At 59.4% G+C, this 20,344-nt stretch carries 18 protein-coding genes; 7 read left to right on the plus strand and 11 right to left on the minus strand.

Features of this window, described 5'->3' with window-relative positions:
• Positions 1-16: 16 nt before the first annotated feature.
• Positions 17-859, minus strand: a complete 843-nt coding sequence (locus ACWIKB_RS23965) for a transporter substrate-binding domain-containing protein (RefSeq protein WP_475269794.1) — start codon at positions 857-859, stop codon at positions 17-19.
• Between the two features lie 245 nt (positions 860-1,104).
• Between ACWIKB_RS23965 and ACWIKB_RS23970 the strand changes: the two genes are divergently transcribed.
• Positions 1,105-1,956 (plus strand): LysR substrate-binding domain-containing protein, encoded by an 852-nt coding sequence (locus ACWIKB_RS23970; RefSeq protein WP_475269795.1) that lies wholly within the window; start codon positions 1,105-1,107, stop codon positions 1,954-1,956.
• Positions 1,957-2,227: 271 nt separating this feature from the next.
• Here ACWIKB_RS23970 and ACWIKB_RS23975 read toward each other — a convergent pair whose 3' ends face one another.
• Both ACWIKB_RS23975 and ACWIKB_RS23980 read right to left on the minus strand, forming a co-directional pair.
• On the minus strand, positions 2,228-2,425 hold the full coding sequence (locus tag ACWIKB_RS23975) for a YbdD/YjiX family protein (protein WP_054050768.1): 198 nt from the start codon (positions 2,423-2,425) through the stop codon (positions 2,228-2,230).
• 15 nt (positions 2,426-2,440) lie between these two features.
• On the minus strand, positions 2,441-4,498 hold the full coding sequence (locus ACWIKB_RS23980; RefSeq protein WP_475269796.1) for a carbon starvation CstA family protein: 2,058 nt from the start codon (positions 4,496-4,498) through the stop codon (positions 2,441-2,443).
• 278 nt (positions 4,499-4,776) lie between these two features.
• Here ACWIKB_RS23980 and ACWIKB_RS23985 point away from each other — a divergent pair, with 278 nt between their 5' ends.
• Together ACWIKB_RS23985 and ACWIKB_RS23990 are read left to right on the plus strand one after the other, a co-directional pair.
• Complete coding sequence (locus ACWIKB_RS23985; protein WP_475269797.1) at positions 4,777-6,132, plus strand: cache domain-containing protein; 1,356 nt, start codon at positions 4,777-4,779, stop codon at positions 6,130-6,132.
• 40 nt (positions 6,133-6,172) lie between these two features.
• Positions 6,173-6,805, plus strand: coding sequence for a response regulator (locus ACWIKB_RS23990; RefSeq protein ID WP_475269799.1), 633 nt, complete (start codon positions 6,173-6,175; stop codon positions 6,803-6,805).
• A 145-nt stretch (positions 6,806-6,950) separates the two neighbouring features.
• Here ACWIKB_RS23990 and ACWIKB_RS23995 read toward each other — a convergent pair whose 3' ends face one another.
• Positions 6,951-7,166: a TOBE domain-containing protein gene (locus tag ACWIKB_RS23995; protein WP_034150404.1), complete on the minus strand. Its 216-nt coding sequence runs from the start codon at positions 7,164-7,166 to the stop codon at positions 6,951-6,953.
• A gap of 226 nt (positions 7,167-7,392) precedes the next feature.
• On the opposite strand from ACWIKB_RS23995, the gene ACWIKB_RS24000 reads away from it, so the two are divergent.
• Positions 7,393-8,346 carry an aliphatic sulfonate ABC transporter substrate-binding protein gene (locus ACWIKB_RS24000; protein WP_475269800.1) on the plus strand — a complete coding sequence of 318 codons (954 nt, stop codon included), beginning with the start codon at positions 7,393-7,395 and terminating at the stop codon, positions 8,344-8,346.
• A gap of 285 nt (positions 8,347-8,631) precedes the next feature.
• On the opposite strand, the gene ACWIKB_RS24005 is transcribed toward ACWIKB_RS24000, so the two are convergent.
• From ACWIKB_RS24005 to ACWIKB_RS24030, 6 genes are read right to left on the minus strand one after another with little or no spacing between them, the layout of a single operon-like run.
• Complete coding sequence (locus ACWIKB_RS24005; RefSeq protein ID WP_475269801.1) at positions 8,632-9,393, minus strand: ABC transporter ATP-binding protein; 762 nt, start codon at positions 9,391-9,393, stop codon at positions 8,632-8,634.
• 6 nt (positions 9,394-9,399) lie between these two features.
• Positions 9,400-10,731, minus strand: a complete 1,332-nt coding sequence (locus ACWIKB_RS24010) for an ABC transporter substrate-binding protein (RefSeq protein WP_163914550.1) — start codon at positions 10,729-10,731, stop codon at positions 9,400-9,402.
• Positions 10,732-10,784: 53 nt separating this feature from the next.
• Complete coding sequence (locus ACWIKB_RS24015; protein WP_475269803.1) at positions 10,785-11,852, minus strand: branched-chain amino acid ABC transporter permease; 1,068 nt, start codon at positions 11,850-11,852, stop codon at positions 10,785-10,787.
• Between the two features lie 22 nt (positions 11,853-11,874).
• Complete coding sequence (locus ACWIKB_RS24020) at positions 11,875-12,756, minus strand: branched-chain amino acid ABC transporter permease (RefSeq protein ID WP_475269805.1); 882 nt, start codon at positions 12,754-12,756, stop codon at positions 11,875-11,877.
• A 2-nt stretch (positions 12,757-12,758) separates the two neighbouring features.
• Complete coding sequence (locus ACWIKB_RS24025; RefSeq protein WP_475269806.1) at positions 12,759-13,559, minus strand: ABC transporter ATP-binding protein; 801 nt, start codon at positions 13,557-13,559, stop codon at positions 12,759-12,761.
• A 9-nt stretch (positions 13,560-13,568) separates the two neighbouring features.
• Positions 13,569-14,660, minus strand: coding sequence for an AMP-binding protein (locus tag ACWIKB_RS24030; RefSeq protein ID WP_475269807.1), 1,092 nt, complete (start codon positions 14,658-14,660; stop codon positions 13,569-13,571).
• 282 nt (positions 14,661-14,942) lie between these two features.
• Here ACWIKB_RS24030 and ACWIKB_RS24035 point away from each other — a divergent pair, with 282 nt between their 5' ends.
• From ACWIKB_RS24035 to ACWIKB_RS24045, 3 genes are all read left to right on the plus strand, one after another.
• Positions 14,943-15,104: a hypothetical protein gene (locus ACWIKB_RS24035; RefSeq protein ID WP_403018647.1), complete on the plus strand. Its 162-nt coding sequence runs from the start codon at positions 14,943-14,945 to the stop codon at positions 15,102-15,104.
• Positions 15,101-15,748 (plus strand): helix-turn-helix domain-containing protein, encoded by a 648-nt coding sequence (locus ACWIKB_RS24040; protein ID WP_123508732.1) that lies wholly within the window; start codon positions 15,101-15,103, stop codon positions 15,746-15,748. The genes ACWIKB_RS24035 and ACWIKB_RS24040 overlap by 4 nt, the downstream gene beginning before the upstream one ends.
• Before the next feature lie 383 nt (positions 15,749-16,131).
• Positions 16,132-19,074, plus strand: coding sequence for a hypothetical protein (locus ACWIKB_RS24045; protein WP_475269808.1), 2,943 nt, complete (start codon positions 16,132-16,134; stop codon positions 19,072-19,074).
• Positions 19,075-19,468: 394 nt separating this feature from the next.
• On the opposite strand, the gene ACWIKB_RS24050 is transcribed toward ACWIKB_RS24045, so the two are convergent.
• Entirely contained in the window at positions 19,469-19,978 is a 510-nt protein-coding gene (locus ACWIKB_RS24050; RefSeq protein WP_475269809.1) for a hypothetical protein, read from the minus strand.
• Positions 19,979-20,344 lie beyond the last annotated feature (366 nt).

The raw sequence follows: 20,344 nt of genomic DNA on the forward strand, positions 1-20,344 counted from the left end.
AAAGGCTGAGCCGGGCTCAGGCGCCATTGGCCTGGAATTGTTTCTGCAACTCGACCAGCGCCGGGGACGCCGGGGTGATGTGGTTGCGGGTCTGGGCCTCGATCAGCCAGCCGCTGCGGTGCAGCTCCTTGATGATCGGGTCGAGTTTGGACTGGGTGTCGCTCTCGCCACGACGGGTCCAGATCACCGACGGCGCCGGGTTGAGTTCCGGGGAGATCGCGCGGTAGCCCTGCCATTCGGCGGTGTCGGCGATCAGTGGGTTGATCAGCGTGGCGTCATGCACGGCGGCGACGCAGTTGTTGCCGCGCAGGGCCAGCAAGGACTCCGAAGAGCTCTTGAACGCTTTGATTTCGGCACCCAGCTCGGTCAGCGGCTTGACGTAGCTGCTGCCCTGGGAGGTGCAGACCGGTTGATTCTTCAGGTCTTCCCAGCGAGTGATCTTGCTGTCCTTGAGCACGGCAGCAGTGCCGCCAACGCGATAGAACGGCGTTGGCACAAAGCCGAGGATCTCGCCGCGTTCAGCGGTCCATTCCATGTTGGCGATCAGCAAATCGACCTTGCCCTGTTGCAGGAATTGCACGCGGTTGGCCGGCAGCACCGGTACCAATTGCACTTCGGCGCCGAGTTGCCGACCCAGCTCGTTGGCGAGGTCGACGTTCAAGCCACGAGGTTTCTGGCTGGCGGGATCGATCCCGCCAAACGGGCCGCCGGACAGCAGCACGCCAACCACCAACACGTGGCGTTCCTGGATCTTGTCCAGGGTCGCATCGGCTTGCGCGGCAGTGATGCCGAACAAGGAGATCAAGGCGCCCAGCATCACAGGCAATAATCGTTTTACGGGTGAGCGCTCGAGCAACATGGATTTCCCCCTCATGGATGATCGGCGTACCCCGATCTAATGAGTGGGCATCCTGGGTACAGCGCCCAGGTAACGGAAATACAAATATCTAATATCGTTATAACTCGCAGTATTTCATTTTTGAGCAAAACGCTTATATCCCAGTATTTATTGGTACTCGCGAGCTTTCAAAAAAATACCCACCAACAAACACATAAATATATGTAATGTTTATGTTTGCTCCCTTGATATAAAAAGCAGCCGCCATGTCGACTCTTGATCTCGAATTACTGCGCACCTTCATTGCCGTGGTCGATCACCACAGCTTTGCCGAAGCCGGCGCGCAACTGGCCCGCACGCAATCGTCCGTCACCCAACACATGCAACGCCTGGAACAGCAGGTGGGCGTGAGCCTGTTCGAGAAACGTGGGCGACAAAAACAGCTGACGGAAGCGGGCCAGCAATTGCTGCGGCATGCGCGGCAGATGCTGTCCTTGAATGACGACGCGCTGAATTCCCTGCGCGAGAGCAGCTTGAGCGGCGTGTTGCGCATCGGTTCGCCCCACGACATCGCCGACACCATCCTGCCGCCGATGCTCAGCCACATTGCCCGCTCGGCGCCGCGTTTGCGCCTGGAGATCGATGTCGGGCGCAGTCCGTTTCTGATGGATGACCTGCACCGGGGCAAGGTCGATATGGTGATTTCCACCCGCGCTGACCCGAGCCTCGAAGGCTTCGCCTTGCGCACCTCACCGGTGTGGTGGATTTGCTCAGCGCAATACATCCACAACCCCGGCGAACCGTTGCCGCTGATCCTGGTGGATGAACCGAGCATCTATCGGCGTTATGCGCTGGAAGCGTTGGAACGCGCGAATATTCCCTGGCGCCAGGCGTACCTGGCGTCAAACCTGATCGGCATTAAAGCCGCGACCCGCGCAGGGTTGGGCGTGACCCCGAGAAGCATGGAAATGCTCGGGCCGGATATGCGGGTGCTGGGGGAAAACGATGGGTTACCGCGGTTGCCGGACGTGACGTATCACTTGTGGATTCGGCCGAATACCGTGAACCCGTTGGTACGCCGGGCCTACGATTTAATCAAAAGCAACCAAGGCCACTAACTAACACCACAAAACAAATGTGGGAGCGGGCTTGCTCGCGAAGGCAGTGTGTCAGTCGATAAAAATGCTGACTGACACGACACCTTCGCGAGCAAGCCCGCTCCCACATTCGATCGGGTTGAACCGGGCATTTGTGAACGACCAGAAACCACTGTGGGAGCGAGCCTGCTCGCGAAAGCGGTGTATCAGCCTACAACAGCGTCGACTGATAGATTGCCTTCGCGAGCAAGCCCGCTCCCACAGGGTAATGCGTTACTTCAGAGCCAACCGATCAACAACACTTCGGCCCAGCCTTGCTCCCGTAACGTGCTTCCTGACGTTCCCGAAAGAACATCTCGTAGTCCATCACCGGTTTGTCCGGGTGTTTGGTTTGCATATGCTCGACGTAGTTGTCGTAGTCGGGCATGCCGACCATCAGGCGTGCGGCCTGACCGAGGTATTTACCGAGGCGACTCAGGTCATTGAACATCTTTGCAATCCTCAGTTACGCGTCCGGTACAGCCTGGAATGGCGATTCTTTATCCGTGCGTTCTTTGGTGCCCCAGGCGGAAATCCCGACCTTGAGCGCATAGAACAGGATGCTGAACACCACGAACAGGAACAGCGCGGTCAGCGTTGCGTTGGTGTACGCGTTGTAGATCACATGCTGCATCTGGTTGATGTCCTTGGCCGGCGCGAGGATCTGGCCGTTGGCCAATGCGTCGCTGTATTTCTTGGCCAGGGCCAGGAAGCCGATCGCCGGGTTCGCATCGAACAGCTTGATGAAGCCCGCCGTCGTGGTGCAAATAAGCAACCACGCGGCTGGCAACAAGGTGACCCAGATGTAGCGTTGGCGTTTCATTTTGATCAGCACAACCGTGGCGAGCATCAGCGCGATGCCGGCGAGCATCTGGTTGGAGATGCCGAACAGCGGCCACAAGGTGTTGATGCCACCGAGAGGATCGATCACGCCTTGATAGAGCAAGTAACCCCACATCGCCACGCAGCCGGCAGTCGCGATCAGGTTAGCGGTCCACGACTCGGTGCGTTTCAGCGCCGGGACGAAGGAGCCAAGCAAATCCTGGAGCATGAAGCGTCCGGCACGCGTACCGGCGTCCACTGCGGTCAGGATAAACAGCGCTTCAAACAGAATCGCGAAGTGGTACCAGAACGCCATGGTGTTTTCACCCGGCAGGACGCTGTGCAGGATCTGCGCGATACCAACGGCCAGGGTCGGTGCACCGCCGGCGCGAGCCAGCACGGTGGTTTCACCGATGTCATGGGCCACCGCTTGCAGCGCTTCTGGAGTAATTGCAAAACCCCAGCTGCTGACGGTTTGCGCAACCTGGATCACATCACCACCCACCACGGCAGCCGGGCTGTTCATGGCGAAGTACACGCCTGGCTCTATCACCGAAGCAGCGACCATCGCCATGATGGCGACGAAGGATTCCATCAGCATGCCGCCGTAGCCGATGTAACGGGCATGGCCTTCGCTGGCGAGCAGCTTCGGCGTGGTGCCGGAAGCGATCAGTGCGTGAAAACCCGACACCGCGCCACAGGCGATGGTGATGAACAGGAACGGGAACAGACCGCCCTTCCACACCGGCCCGGTGCCGTCGATGAATTGGGTCAGCGCCGGCATTTTCAGCTCGGGCATGGTGACCAGGATCCCGACGGCCAACGCCAGGATGGTGCCGATTTTCAGGAAGGTCGACAGGTAGTCACGCGGCGCCAGGATCAGCCACACCGGCAACACCGCCGCGACAAAACCGTAGCCGATCAGCATCCAGGTGATTTGCACACCAGTGAAGCTGAAGACCTTGGCCCAGACCGGATCAGCGGCAATCTGCCCGCCGACGAAGATCGAACCGAGCAGCAACGCCACGCCGATCACCGAGATTTCGCCAATGCGACCCGGGCGGATGTAGCGCATGTAAATGCCCATGAACATCGCGATCGGGATGGTCGCCATCACCGTGAACATGCCCCACGGGCTGTCGGCCAGGGCTTTGACCACGATCAGCGCCAGCACCGCGAGGATGATGATCATGATCAGGAAGCAGCCAAACAGCGCGATGGTGCCAGGGATGCGGCCCATTTCTTCACGGACCATGTCGCCCAGGGAACGGCCATTGCGGCGTGTGGACATGAACAGGACCATGAAGTCCTGCACCGCACCGGCAAACACCACGCCGGCAATCAGCCACAGCGTGCCAGGCAGATAACCCATCTGCGCCGCCAACACTGGCCCGACCAAAGGCCCCGCGCCAGCAATCGCCGCGAAGTGGTGACCGAAAAGGATGTGTTTGTTGGTCGGAACGTAGTCCAGGCCATCGTTATTGAGAACAGCGGGAGTGGCGCGATTGGGGTCGAGTTGCATCACCCGGGTGGCGATGAACAGGCTGTAGTAGCGGTAGGCAACAAGGTAGATGGCGGTGGCGGCGACGACAATCCAGAGGGCGTTGATCGCTTCGCCGCGGCGCAAGGCCACGACACTCAGTGCAATCGCTCCAATGACAGCCACGACAAACCAGGCGAGGTGTTTAACCAGACGGGTCATTGCGTGTCTCCTGCCGGCAGTCCGATAGGCCGCGGCGATAATTTTTATAATGGTGCCCGTTATGCGGGCGTGCCTAATATCCGCGCATGTCGCCATCAGTGAAATCCGCAGTACTACGTAAGCCCCCTCTACGTAGTACTACGCAGACCAGATTTATCCATTAGTCCGACGGCGCTTTACGCTGGCGAAGTGCAGGTCTTTTTGGCCTATCATGCCCCCACCACGACACCCGCCAACGGCCCTGCCGCACCGTCGCCCGGTCTGGACAGGAGTAGAACATGCAGCTCAAACACAAAATCGTTGCCCTGGGCATCCTGCCGCTGATCCTGGCGATTGCGGTCATCTGTGCCTTGGTCATTTTCCAGAACCGACAGCTCGGCGAGCAGCAGGCGCAGTTGATCGAGGACAGCATCCTCGCCAGCAAACGCGCGGAGCTGAAAAACTACGTAGAAATGGCCAAGAGCCTGATCGAGCCGCTGTATGCCGATGGCAAGGGCGACGAAGTGGCGCAGCAGCGCGTACTCGAAGAATTGCGCAAACTCAGTTTCGGCATCGACGGCTACTTCTTCGTTTACGACCGCCAGGGCCGCAGCCTGATGCACGCCCGACAATCGGAACTGGTGGGCAAATACCTGTGGAACATGACCGACCCGCACGGCTTGCCAGTGATTCAAGCCCTGCTGAAAAGCGCGGAATCCGGCGCCGGTTTCCAACGCTACGCCTGGAAAAAACCCTCGACCGGTGCGGTCACCGACAAACTCGCCTACGTGGTCATGCTCGACCGTTGGGGCTGGATGCTCGGCACCGGCATCTACCTCGAAGACGTCGAGCAGGCCACCCAACAAGCCCGGGATGAAGTTGCCAATGGCATCCACGGCACCATGCTGGCGATTGCCGCAGTCGCACTGATTGCGGTGCTGCTGGTGTTCGTCAGCGGCATGACATTGAACGTCAGCGAACATCGCCTAGCCGACAAAAAACTCCAGCGTCTCAACCAGCGCATCGTCAGCTTGCAGGAAGAGGAACGCTCGCGGGTCTCCCGGGAACTGCATGACGGCATCAGCCAGTTACTGGTGTCGATCAAGTTTCAGTTCGAACTGGCCAGCCATCTGATCGAGGCCGGGCGCGACAATGGCCTGAGTATTTTGCGCGAAGCCACGGAGCGTCTGGGCAGTGCCATCGGCGAGGTGCGGAGCATTTCCCATGACTTGCGTTCATCGCTGCTCGACACCCTCGGCCTGCCCGCCGCCATGGGGCAACTGGCTGCCGAGTTCCAGCAGCGCAGCGGCTTGCAGGTGAACTATGAAAGCGACCTGATCGATTGTGATCTGGTGGACGGCGCGGCTGTCGCCTTGTTCCGCATTGCTCAGGAAGGGCTGACCAACATTGAACGACACGCCCAGGCCAGCACGGTGTCGATCACCTTGCAGGGATCGAAAGAGGCGTTGCGACTGATCGTCGTGGATGACGGAGTCGGCTTTAATGTCAATCGAGTCGAACGCCTGAACGCCGGGATCGGCCTGCGCAATATCCGTGAACGGGTCGAGCACTTTGGTGGCCGACTCGACCTTCATTCAACGCCGGGTCGAAGCGAACTGAACGTCCTTATCCCGATGAGCATGACGGCTGCTTGAAGCCGTCATCCTCACAAAACAAAATAAGAGAACTGCATTGATGAGCCTGCCCTTCCCGATCCGTGTCGCCCTGGTCGACGATCATTCCCTGGTGCGTGACGGCATTCGCGCCTTGCTCACGGTGGTGGATTTTCTGGCCATCGTCGGTGAAGCCGACAGCGGCGCGAGCGCGATTGAAATGGTCCGCGAGACCCAGCCGGATTTACTGCTGGTGGATATTGGACTGAAGGACATGAACGGCCTGGAGCTGACCCGACAACTTCGTCGCGAGCACCCGGAGATCAAGATTCTCATCCTGAGCATGTACGACAACAACGAGTACGTAAGCGAGTCGGTACGCTCGGGGGCCAGCGGCTATGTGCTGAAGAACTCCCCTTCCCGGGAAATCATTGCCGCGATCGAAGCGATTGCCAGTGGCGGCACTTTTTATAGCGCGGAAATCGCCCGAAAACTGGCCGCCGAGCGCCCCATCGACAACGAACTGACCCCGCGTGAGAGCGAGGTGCTGTGCAAAATGGTGTTGGGCATGAACAACAAGGAAATGGCCCGCGAACTCGACATCAGCGTGCGCACCGTGGAAACCCATCGCCTGAGCATTCGCCGCAAACTCAACATCGACAAACCGGCGGCGCTGCTCAACTACGCGATAGAGCGTGGATTGATTTCCCGCTGAGCATTCTGGGTGAAGCGCAAAACCTGTGGCGAGGGAGCTTGCTCCCGCTTGAGTGCGCAGCGCTCACAAAATCTTGGGGCCGCTGCGCAGCCCAGCGGGAGCAAGCTCCCTCGCCACAGGGACAGTGTTTCAACTTGAAAGCTCTTCAGAGCTTGGCAATTGACACTTCGGTGGATTTCACGAAGGCAATCACTTCACTGCCGATTTTCAATTCCAGATCGCGCACGGAACGGGTGGTAATCACCGAGGTAACGATACCGGACGCGGTTTGCACATCGATTTCCGAGACCACTTCGCCTTCCAGGATTTCTTTGATAACACCTTTGAACTGGTTACGAACGTTGATCGCTTTGATAGTCATGTTGAGGCTTCCTGTCTTATGTGGGGCGAAACCGCACTGAGGTGCAGGCCTTCAAAATGCACTGCTTCAGGAGATAACAAAAGGAATAAATAACGATTTATTTATTCCTAGATCGCATATACAAACTCCCTAAGCTAAGACCTAAAAATTATTTAAAGAATAATTCTTAGAACTCTATGCTCACGACAGTTCGCCACCTTCTCCATTGCCAACTGTCGAGTTCGCCATGTCAAAACCCCTCAAGAATGCTCTCCTGTCCGGCCTGGTTGTCGCACTGGCCTTGTCCTTCGCACTGCCCGCTCAAGCCCGGGAAACGGTGCGCATCGGGTATCAGAAATCATCGACCCTGATCACCTTGCTGAAAACCCAGGGCACTCTGGAAAAGACCCTCGCGCAGAACAACATCGACGTGACCTGGCATGAGTTCTCCAGTGGCTTGCCGCTGCTGGAGGCGTTGAATGTCGGCAATGTCGATATCAGCGCCGACGTGGCCGATACCGTGCCGATTTTCGCCCAGGCCGCGCAGGCCAAATTGACTTACTTTGCCGAGGAAGCACCCTCGCCTTCGGCTCAGGCGATTATCGTGCGCAAGGACTCACCCTTGCAGCAACTGGCGGATTTGAAAGGCAAGAAAGTCGCCGTGACCAAAGCCGCAGGTTCCCACTATTTGCTGATCGCTGCGTTGAACAAGGCTGGCTTGAAGTTTTCCGACATTGAGCCGGCCTACCTGTCCCCTGCCGATGGCCGGGCGGCTTTCGAGAACAACAAGGTCGACGCCTGGGTCACCTGGGAACCGTTCCTCACCGGCGTGCAACGCCAACTGCCGACCCGCACCCTGGCGGACGGCGCCGGCCTGGCCAGTTACAAGCGCTACTACCTGACCAGCAACAGCTACGCCAAGGAACACCCCGAAGTGCTGAAACTGGTTTACGAACAACTGCACAAGGCCGGCGACTGGATCAAACACAACCCCCGCGATGCCGCGCAGGTGCTCGGGCCACTGTGGGGCAATCTGGATGTGGAAACCGTCGAGGCGGCGAATGCCCATCGCAGTTACCAGGTGCAACCGGTGAAGGCTGACCAGTTGGGCGAACAGCAGAAAATCGCCGATGCGTTTTTTGCCGAGGGGTTACTGCCCAAGGCAGTGAACGCCAAAGACGTCGACATCTGGAAGCCATGACACCCACCCTGTGGGAGCGAGCCTGCTCGCGAAGACGGTGTAACAGTCAACCTGGATGTTGACTGGGATGGCCCCTTCGCGAGCAGGCTCGCTCCCACAGGGGAGTGTGGTGGTACGCAAATACCTGATCCACCCCCGATCAACTGTGGGAGCGGGCTTGCTCGCGAAAGCGGTATTCCAGGCAAAGGAGATGTGTTGGATGTACCGGCCCCTTCGCGAGCAAGCCCGCTCCCACAGGGGGGATTGGGGTGATGGGCAGATAGCTGATTCGCCCTGGGCTTGAGGTTAACCCACAGCGCCCAGGTAGTAAGTGTGCAAGTCCTCCCGCGCGGCCAGTTCGGCCGCTGAACCTTCGTCCACCACCCGGCCATTCTCCAGCACAAACGCATACTGAGCGTAATCCAGCGCGATGTTGATGTTCTGTTCGGCCACCAGCAGGCTCAGGCCTTCCTCGCGGTTAAGCCGGGCGAGAATATCGAAGATCTCCTCGACCACCTGGGGCGCCAACCCCATGGACGGTTCGTCCAGCAACAACAGGCGCGGCTCGGACATCAGCGCACGCCCAATGGCCACCATTTGCTGCTCGCCGCCTGAGGTGTAGCCCGTGAGGCGTTTGCGCAACAGCCGCAACCTCGGGAAATAGCCATAGATGCGTTCCAGCCGCTGACCCAGAATCTTGCGTGACGGACGCCCGGCAAAGCCGCCGATCAATAGATTCTGCTCGACGCTCAGGTGCGTGAAGCAGTGCCGTCCCTCAAGCACCTGCGCCAAACCCGCCAGCACCAAACTGGCGGGATCGGCCTCGGTGATCTCTTGCCCTTGATAGATAATCCGCCCCGTGGTCACTTCACCGCGTTCGGCCCGCACCAGGCTGGAAATCGCCTTGAGGGTGGTGCTTTTGCCGGCACCGTTGGCCCCGAGCAACGCCACCATCTGCCCATTGCCGACCTGCAACGAGACGCCGCGCAAGGCGAGAATCGACTGTTCGTAGAAAACTTCGACCTGCTCCACGCTCAGCAGCGGGTCGGCTATCGGGCTCTGGCTCATCGGACCTTATTGCTCCTGGCTGCAATTGCGCGGGGTGATGCCTTTTTCCTTGGCGTACTGGGCGGCGGAAGCTTCGATGATCGGCCGCAACAAGGCGCGGTCGGCCTGGACCCAATCACTGATCAGGTTCCAGCGCTGGCCGTCCCATTGCTGGAAACGCACCGCACCGCCGCCTTCATGATCGGCGCACGACAGCTTCAATGGCTGCACCAGTCCCTTCGCGCCCAAGGCCTGCAAGCGCGCATCGTCGAGGTTCAGGTGTTCGAAGCCCCAGCGCACTTGCTCGCCGGTCAGCGGTTTGTTGCCGTACTTTTCCTGGGCCAGGCGCACGGCTTCGACGTTGAGAATGCCGTTCACCACGCCGAGGTTGTAATACACGGTGCCGAAGCGTTTCGGATCGGCCAGGTTGCCCTTGCCAGCGTCCACTACGCTTTGCTTGATGCCTTGCAGCACCGGGAAATCGGTGCCCGACGGGTGCGTGGTAATCGCAATGAAACCCTTGGCCGCCGCACCTGCCGGCACCACGTCTTCTTCCGAGTTACTCCAGATATTGCCGATGATGTGATCCGCCGGGTAACCGACTTTTTGCGCCGACTTCAGCGCCACCGGATTCATCACGCCCCAGCCGCGCAGGATCACCCAGTCCGGCTTCAGGCGACGGATGTTCAGCCATTGCGATTGCTGCTCGTTGCCGGGGTGCGGAACTTCCAGCAAGGTCAGTTCAAAACCGGCGTTTTTCGCCAGGGTTTCCAGCACGCCGTTGGTTTCCTTGCCGTACGGCGAGCCGTGGTAGAGCACGGCGATTTTCTTGCCTTTGAGTTTGTCCGCCCCGCCTTCGCGCTCGCCGATGTAATTGATGATCGCCGACACTTCGGAATACGGGTTGAGCTGCAACGGGAATACGTACGGGAACACACTGCCGTCGGTGGAATCTGTGCGCCCGTGGTTGATGGTGATCAGCGGCAGTTTGTCGGCGGTCGAGCGGTCGAGGGTTGCGTAGGCAATGCCCACCGACAGCGGGTTGGTGGCGGCGGCCGGCGCACCGTTCAGGCCACCCTTGAGGCGCTCATAGCACTCGACGCCCTTCTCCACCACGTACTCGGTTTCGCATTCGCTCCAGGTCAACTTGACCCCATTCACCCCACCCTTGGCGTTGATGTATTGCAGGTAGTCGATAAACCCGCCGAAGAAACCGGTGCCGCCAGCGGCGTAAGGCCCGACCCGATAGCTCTGCAACGGGAAATACTGTTCGTTGGCAGCCTGGACCCCGGCACTCAGCCCGGCGGTCAGTAAAGCCAGGCCCAGTGCCAGGCGGCGCAGCGTTGTGCGGTGAGTCATGAAGGCAGTTCCTCGTGGGAGATCGATGGTGTTTTTGTCAGGGATGAAAGCAATCAGTAACGCAGCGGCCAGACCCTGGCCCGTTGCCGAAAGCGCTGCCACAGTCGGGCCAGGCCTTCGGGTTCCTTGATCAGAAAGGCGATGATCAGTGCGCCGAACAGCATTTTCTGAATGTTTTCCAACTGGCCGGAATCGATCAGCCCCGCCGGTAATAACCCGCAGACATTGGCCAGCAGAATCGGAAACAGCACGATGAACGCGGCGCCAAGGAAGTTGCCGAGCACACTGCCCAAGCCGCCGATAATGATGATGAACAACACCTGAAACGAACGGCTGAGGTCGAAGCCGTGAGGTTCCACCGTGCCCAGGTAAGCGAAGGCCCACAGCGACCCGGCCACCCCGAGGTAGAAGCCGCTGATGGCAAATGCCAGCAGCTTGGCCTTGAACAGGCGGATGCCGATCACTGCGGCGGCGGTGTCCATGTCGCGCACCGCCATCCAGTTGCGGCCCAACTCGCTGCGCACCAGGTTTTTGCCAAGCCAGAACAGCGCGACCACCACCGCCAGGGTCAGCAGGTAACGGCCCCGGGGCGAACTGAAATCCAGCCCGGCGATCAACAACGGCGGCGAGGTGATGACCCCGGAAGCGTTGTCGTTGGTGAACCAACTGAAACGGGTCAACACCCATTCCACGACAAACTGCGCGGCCAGGGTCGCCACCAGAAGGTAAAAACCCTTGATCCGCAGGCTCGGCAAGCCGAACAGCACCGCCACCAACGCGGCGATCACCCCGCCCAGAGCGAAGCTCACCAGCAATGGCAAACCGGGCACGCGCAATTGCAGGTTGTAGGCGGCAAACGCCCCCACCGCCATGAACGCCGCCGAGCCCAGCGAAAGTTGTCCGGCATACCCGGTCAGCAGGTTCAAACCGAGCCCTGCCAGGGACAGCACCAGCAGTGGCACCAGAATCGCGCTGAACCAATAGTCATTGCCCAGCCAAGGCACGGCGACGAAGGCAAAACCCAACAGCAGCCACAGGCCGAGGCGATCCTGGCGCAAGCGAAACGTGCGCCGCTCGGCCGCATAGGTGCTGTTCAGTTGACCGGCTTCTTGATAAAGCATGGAGGCATTCCTTGAAAAAATGTCAGACCCGCTCGATCGCGCGCTCGCCGAATAGCCCGGCAGGCCGCACCAGCAGGAACAGCAACGCGAGGACGTAAGGCACCCAGTTTTCGATGCCGCTGCCGATGATCGGGCCGAGGTAGATCTCGGCGATTTTTTCCGCCGCGCCGATGATCAAGCCGCCGACAATCGCACCGCCAATCGAGGAGAAACCGCCGATGATCAACACCGGCAACGCCTTGAGCACCACCAGCGACAACGAGAACTGCACTCCCAGACGCGCGCCCCACAGCAGCCCCGCCACCAGTCCAACAAAACCCGCCACCGCCCACACCAACGCCCAGATCCGTGGCAGGCGAATGCCTACTGCCAGCGACGCCAGCGGATCATCGGCGACCGCGCGCAAGGACAAACCAACCCGGGTTTTGTTGAACAGCAGCGACAAGGCGATCACCAACGTCGCGGCGGTGCCGGCGGCGAACAGATCGAACTGCGAGAGCAGCATCCCGCGGATTTCCAGCGGCTCATCGGGAATGCCCAATTCCAGGCCATGCACCTGCGCGCCCCAAAGGAATTGCGCGAGGCCTTCGATCATGTAAGACAGCCCGAGGGTGGCCATGAACAGGATGATCGGCGGGCGATTCACCAGAGGCCGCAGCACCATTTTTTCGATCAGCAACGCCAGCACCACCATGCTCGCCAGCGTTGCGACAAACGCCCAGAAGAATGGCAAACCGCGTTCCAGCAGACTGACGAAAGTCAGCGCAGCAAACAGCACCATCGCGCCCTGGGCAAAGTTGAAAACTCCGGAGGCCTTGTGGATCAACACAAACCCGATCGCCACCAGGGCGTACATGACGCCGGCCAGCAAACCGCCAATCAGCACTTCAAAGAAAAACTCCATGTTCAGCGGGCCTCCGCGCGGGAGCGTCGAGTGCCCAGGTAGGCCGCGATCACTTCTGGATTGGCGCGCACTTGCTCAGGGGTGCCGTCGCCGATTTTGCGGCCGTAGTCGAGCACCACCACGTGATCGGAAAGGCCCATGACCACGCTGATGTCATGTTCGATCAGCACCACGGTGGTGCCGAATTCACGATTGATATCGCGGATGAATTGGCTCATCTCGCCCTTCTCTTCCGCGTTCATGCCGGCCATGGGTTCGTCCAGCAGCAACAACTTCGGCTCTGCGGCCAAGGCCCGGGCCAGTTCCACGCGCTTTTGCAAACCGTAAGAAAGCTTGCCCACCAGCACGTGGCGCCAGGAATGGATGCGCAGGAACTCGATGATTTTTTCGGCGTGGCGGCGTTGCTCGTCGTCTTCGCGTGGGGCGCGGCCAATGCGCAACATTTGCTCGATCCAGCAGCTGCGGCGCTTGAGGTTGCGCCCGGTCAGCACGTTGTCGAGCACGCTCATGCCTTTGAACAGCGCGATGTTCTGGAAGGTGCGGGCAATCCCGCCCTCGGCGGCTTGGTGCGGACGCATGCGGCGTCGGGTCTGGCCGGCATAGCTGACGCTGCCGCTCTGGGCCTGGTAGACGCCATTGATCACGTTCAGCAACGAACTTTTGCCGGCGCCATTCGGGCCGATCAGGGCGCAGATTTCCCCGGTCTTCACTTCGAAGCTGATGGAGGTGATGGCCTTGACGCCCTTGAACGACAGGGAGATGTCATCGAGCCGCAGTAGGATGGATTCAGTGGTCGCGCGCATGGTGGCTCGTCAGACGGAGTGAGGAATCAGGTGGGCCGGGACTTCGGCGGGCTCGCGCGGGGTGGACGGTTCTTGCCAGTGGCCGGGGCGAATCCCCAGAGCCGCGAAGAACTCGGCGCTGTCCTCGGTCAGCGCCGGCCCCACCAGCAACGGCACGCGCAAACGGCTCATGCCCAGCACATCGAGCAAGGGTCGGCGGATCAGCCAATGGCCGAGCCAGCGCCGCAACCCATGCGTATCCGGGACCATCGCCCAGCGATACAGGTGGTGGCTGAGTGTCCCCGACAGTGGCAGGCGTTCCCGAGCCCAGTTTTCAAGGCGTGCATAGGATTCGCGAGTGCCCAGCACCAGCGTCGGCCCGAGCTCGCGGCGGTCGGTGTCGCGGGTGGCCAGGGCTTCGGGAAAGTTCAGGCAGAACCCGGCGTTCAGCCAGGGCGCCAGCAGATAACGGGCCTGACCGCTGGCGGCGAACACCCTGGCGGCCAGCGCTTCTTCATTGGCGGTGAGGTTTTCCCGCACGACCAATTTGCGTGCGCCCTCCAGCAACTGGCCGTGGCTCAAGCGCTGGGGCTGGCAGTCATCAGCACGATGAAATACGAAGGCTGTTGACGCTGACTCAGTCACGGGCGCCGGAGGCTCGGCCGTGATGCCTACCGTCAATTCGGCATACGCGCTCAACCCGGTATCGGTGGCGGCATTCAGTCCACGTCCGTCGAGGTACAACAGAACCCGAGGCGCGTGATCGGCGGTGCGCACTTGCTGCACGGCGGCCAGGGCTTCGGCCAGGACAAACGCCGGTTTCAGCGTGGCCAATAGATGCCGGTGATCGAGGTCCGGGTCCAACAGCGTGACACTGCCACCCAGCCATTGCGCCGCCAGTGCCAGCAACACGGCTTCGGCCCTGGCCTGGCTAATGATGAGTAAGTCATCGCCGCGACCGAACCCGCGTTGCTGCAAAGCCGCAGCGAGACGGCTGACGTCCTGCGCCACATCGCTCCAGCGCCGGACCTGCCAGATACCCAGCTGTTTATAACGCAGGGCAATCGCCGAACCTCGGGTGGCGGCTTGCAACAACAAGGTCTGGGGCAATGTCTGGGTCATGGGGCGATCTCTTCGGGGGCTGACTGCAAACAGCCATTGCAGCCTCCGTGCCAGCCACTAAATCCTTAACTATCAAACAGTTAAGCCGTAGTGCTGGTTCGGCCCCGTGTATCGCCGGAGCACAGCCTGCCGAATCCCTGTTGCCCCACCAACACTTGAGTCTTGTCGCTGCCCCTATAAGAACCAAAACGAATTAATAAATACAAAATCAGTATTTATCGTTATAAAAATATTCGCGTACTGTCAGCACATCCCGTCATTCATCACACAGTGAAGTGCCCCATGAATCCGACTGCCAACGTCATCGACTTCGCCAGCTACCGCAAACGCAAACAGGCTCAGCAACGGGCACGGGCCATGTGGGAAATGTACGCACGCAACGCCGGCTTGCAGGCCTTTCAATGGGTGCAAGCGGCCAAGGCTTCCGAGACGCGTCACGCGTGAACGGGCAGCAACCCTCGCGCTTTCTGGCGAGCGCCGACGAACCTGTCGTGGATTTGAATAACCTGGAATCCCTGGAAGAAGACCCGATCTGTGATCGCGTCGCGCAGAACCTGCAACGCCTGCGCGGCAAGCGGCATCTGTCCCTCGATGCCCTCGCCCGCCAGTGCGGTGTGAGCCGGGCGATGCTGGCGCAGATCGAATCCGGGCGCAGCGTGCCGTCGATCAAAGTCCTGTGCAAAATCGCCAAGGGTTTGAAAGTGTCGGTGGCAGCCTTTCTTGAGCACCGCGCCTTTGAAGGCGTGGCTGTGTTGTCGGCGAACCAGAGCAAACGCCTGGTCAGTGCCAGTGGTGCGTTTGTCAGCCGGGCGCTGTTTCCGTTCGACGTGGCGCGGCAATCGGAGTTTTATGAACTGCGCTTGAGCCCGCTGGGTGAGGATGTTTCCGAAGGCCATGGCCCCGGCGTGCAGGAGAACCTGGTGGTGTCCCAAGGCGTGCTGGAGATCAGCGTCAACGATGAACGCTACCTGCTCTCCACCGGCGACTCGATCCTGTTCTACGCCGACCAGCCCCACCGCTATCGCAACCCTGCGGACAGCGAAGCCGTCGCCTATCTGGTAGTCACCTACCCCGAACGCCTGGACTAAACCACATCCCCCTGCCCTCTGTGGGAGCGAGCCTGCTCGCGAAGGCGATTTACCATTCAACATTGATAGTGACTGAACCACCGCGTTCGCGAGCAGGCTCGCACCCACCGGGGATCATCGGTGGGCGCAGAATTTATGTTCGGCGCCAGTCCCTGTAGGAGCGAGGCTTGCCCGCGAAGGCGGCGTGTCAGACAACAACAATGCTCAATGAACGACCGCTTTCGCGAGCAAGCTCAGCTCCTACAGTTTTGGCGTCTGCCAGCTCACCACTCGTCGCTACTGTCAGATCTGACAGTAGCCAGCCCCCTGCTCTTTCCCGTGTGATACCTCCATCCCGCAGGCCCCTTCCGGCCAGCCCCGTTTTGCGGTGAAGGAGCGTTCCCATGACCCAATTCCCTGCGATTGAATCCGAAGCGTCCAACGAACTCCCCGCGTCGTTGCGCCCGCCGTACTTCCCGTCCAGCACCACGCTGGTCGACCCGCGGCACTACGCCGGCGGTATTCCGATTCGGGCGCTCGAAGGGAACCTGCAATGCATCATCCCGCCCTGGGCCGTCATGGGCGTTGGCGATCAGGTTGATGTGTTTTGGCAAAGCCTCACCTCGCCGGCCGCCAGCAAAACCATCGAGTTTGATCACGAACTGGATCAGCAAGTGGTGCGCTGGATCCCTCGCGGCCACGTCCTGGACGGCGATGCGATGCCGGTGTTTTACCAGATCACGCGACGCAACCAGGCCCCGGAGCGTTCGGTGCCGCTGGAGACCTACCTGGTCAAAACCACCCGCCCCGGCGGCTATGACGACAGTCCTGAAGAGGGGCATTCCGGGTTCAACTACACCTTTCTCACCGACATCTCCGGTGGCGTCGATTCAGCCATGGCGGACGCCGGCATCGAGATGCGCATCCAGCCTTACCAGCACATGACCGCGTACGACCGCATCGTCTGCCGCTGGGGCAGTCAGGAAGTCATGCATTACCCGGTGACCCAGGCGCAAGTCGACGACCCGGTGAACCATCCGATCATCATCACCTTCACCCGCGCCGTGATCGAAGCCGCCGGGGATGGCGACCGCGTGGTGGTGACCTTTCAGGTGATCGACTGCGTCGATAACCGCCCGGATGAACGCGCGCCGTGGGCGAAATACACCTATGTGCTGGTGGATTTGGGCGGCAATCGACTGAGTGCGCCGCTGGTTCTGGTGGCGGGCCGACCGACCAATAGCATCGACCTCGATCAGTTGGGCGATGACGAGGTCAGCGTCCGTCTCTACACCCCGGGCAGCAATTTCGCCGTGAACGACAAGGTGCAGATGACCTGGACCGGCACCCCCGCCCAAGGCTCGCCGATCATCATCGGACCGCTGGAGCAAACCGTCGATTTCGTGGACTTTCAACTCGACTTCCCCATCTCCAACGCCGCCGTCAAAGCCATCGCCCAAGGCTACGCCACGGTCTCCTACGTGCGCATCCGCAGTGGTGAGGCCAATCGTCCATCGAAAAACGCCAGCGTCAGCGTGCGCGGCGACATCAACCGTTTGCCCGCGCCGAGCGTGGCGCAAGCCCCGGGCGGCACCCTGCCCGCGGATGCACTCTATGCGACGATTTCCGTGGCGTACTTTGAAGGTCGAAAAACCGGCGACCTGATCACGATCCATTGCCAGGGCCAACGTCCGGGCGGCAGCGATACCTATTACCCGATCCGCATCATCGTCGCCGACAGTGACGGCCGATCAGCCATCACCCGCGACCTGCCCGGCAGCGAAATTGCCCCGTTGGCCGGCGGCACCCTGAAGCTCTACTACGTGGTGGCTAACGATGACCAGGCAGTGCGCAGCGAGCGCGAATCTCTGCCGCTGGAACTCCGGGTCGGCGTGGCCCTGCCCGACTTCAACCAACCGGAGATCACCGAAGCCGACGGCGATGTATTGCTGCCGGAAAACACCCCGAACGGCGCCAACATCATCGCGCCGTTCAACGTGCCGGGGGATACTCTGGCGGGCGACATCGTGGGCCTGCGCTGGACCGGTTCGGTCACCGGTGCACACCCGCTGTACGAAATCCCCCTGACCACCCAGACCGCCGGCAAACCGGTGCCGTTTCTGGTCAGAGCGGAGCATATTCATCCCAACGTCACTGGCACGGTGGAAGTGGATTACTACCGCAAGCGCGGGACTGAGGCGACACGGTTTTCCCGCAAACGGGTGTTGAGTGTTGGCAATGCGTTGCCGGATTGGGACGCGCCAGCCATCAAGGAAGCGAGCGGCGGCACCCTCGATCCTATGAGGGCGACGCTCACCCTGATCGTGCAGGTTCCCGGCACCTTACAACCCGACGATTTGCTGAGCGTGACCTGGTCAGGTGCGGCAGGTGCCGGTTCCTACACTAGCGAAGCGAAACCGGTACGGGAAATCGGTCAGAACATCGAAATTTCGGTATCGCTCGTCGCCTACAACCTCGGTCGGGCCGTGACGGTGAGTTATGCCGTGAGCCAGGGCGGCGCACCGGCGAAACCCTCGAAGCCGTTGGTGCTGAATGTGCAGCGTATTCCTGATGAACATCCTGACTTTCCAACGCCCAGGATCAGTCGCGCCCAAGGGAATGAACTGGATGTCAACCAACTGGTTGGCACTGATACGTTGCTGATTGATCGGTGGTCGTTTCCGGCTGTGGGGCAATGCCTTTGGCTGACATTACAAGCCCTCCGAGCTGACGGAGTAGACGACCCCTTGGTGATCTGGACCGGGCATGCGCATAACCAAGAGCCGGGGATCACGTTGCCCTTGCAAGACTATCTGGATTGGTTAAAGGGGCGTCAGAATGGCGCGATGTTGAGCATCACTTTTAAAGTGAATTTGGACACAGTACCGAATGAGGCAACGGCGACGAAGTTTTCGGTAAAAACCTACACTGTGATGGCGATAGATAACGAAGACATCATTGATTGGGTAGACTTTGATACGGACCTTAATGGATGGACCGTCGGGAGATCACAAGGCGAACTAAGAAATGAAAGCGGGATAAGTTACCTTCGAATGACTGGCGGGGCGGACCCCTATATTGAAAAATCATTTGTCCTCGACGTTGGTCATTACGAAATCAGTTTCCAGTCAAAGAATTTCGGCCCAGCAGCGGTAACAGGGTTGATAGCTACGTTTGGAGTCAGCACTAGATTTACTCTCACGTCTGAATGGAACGCCTATTCGGCTGAGTTCATTGCCAACGGAAGGGGTGCAATTACTCTCAAATGGGAAAGATCACATATCCAACTCGGCGTTGGCATAGACAGTCTCAAAATAGTAAAGACCCCTGATAAGCCTACCGGTTGACTGCCCTGCCCTCACTCCCAATCCTAGTGCCTATCACGATTCATTCGTGATCGGGTTTGACGGTGAGAAGGTGGTGACTTCCACTTTCTCAAGCGTCAACAGCGCTGACAGTTGAGTCGATGTTGAATTTACCGGCCTCATCTCGGGCAAGCCCTGCTCCCACAGGGATCTGCGGTGTGCGCGAAATTTGTGTTCGGCGATGCTCCATTGTGGGAGCGGGCTTGCTCGCGAAAGCTGTGTGTCATTAAACATAGATGTCGGCTGACACACCGCTTTCGCGAGCAAGCCCGCTCCCACAGGGTTTCTCTTTTCACAGGGGATTTGTGGTGTTTGCGGGAATGAAAAAGCCCCCGCGACCTGATGGCCTGCGGGGGCTTTTTTGTACTGCCTGGTATCAGCAGGTGCAGCACATCAGCGGCATGCCGTTGCAGCTCATCATCATCGGCATGCTGCAGTCGTTCATCATTTTCATTATCAGGGTGCAGCAGTTTTTCATCATGTCCATGTTCATGCCGGCCATCGGCATGATTTTGCACATCATGCTGTCGTCCATCATGGTGCATTCCATGACGCACTTCATCGATGGCATCGGCATGCCCATCATCGGCATTGGCATCATCATGTTCATCATCGGCATGGTCATGGCCGCCTGGGACATGCACATCATGCTCATGTTGCCGCAATGCATCATCATCGGCATGCCGCAGTTCATCATCATCTGCATCATTTCAGCGCTGTTCTTGAACATCGCCATGTCCATGCCAGCCGCCGGCATCATTTTGCACATCATGCCGTCGTCCATCATGTCGCAGGTCATTGTCGCCATCATCATCGGCATGCCCATCATCGGCATCATTGGCATGTTGGCGTTCATTGGCATTTGCATCTGCATGGCGTTCATCATGGTGTTGTTCCCCGAAGGATTGAATAGTTGGACGAAGCTGATGGAGTGGATTCTAAAGATTGCCGACCGGGCGACAAGAGGCTGACAAAACAGCAAAAACGGACGCCGGAGCCGATTTAGTGTCGCGCACGGGACACTTGTGACTGCTGTAGCAGCGTATTGATGGTCATGACGGAAAATAAGAATACTGCGGCATGTTTTCATCGGTCATGGATATTCGACTGGAAGCTATATAAATAACTGAAAGAAATATTCGTTCTAACCAGCGCCAACTTTTTTCATTCGCTCGCTTATTCCGTTAGTTGCCACCAGCCTTACTTTTTAATCTTTTCTAGCTATTAAGCCGCCACCTTATAATAGCCACGC

Source organism: Pseudomonas sp. 5Vm1k, from assembly GCF_056161485.1.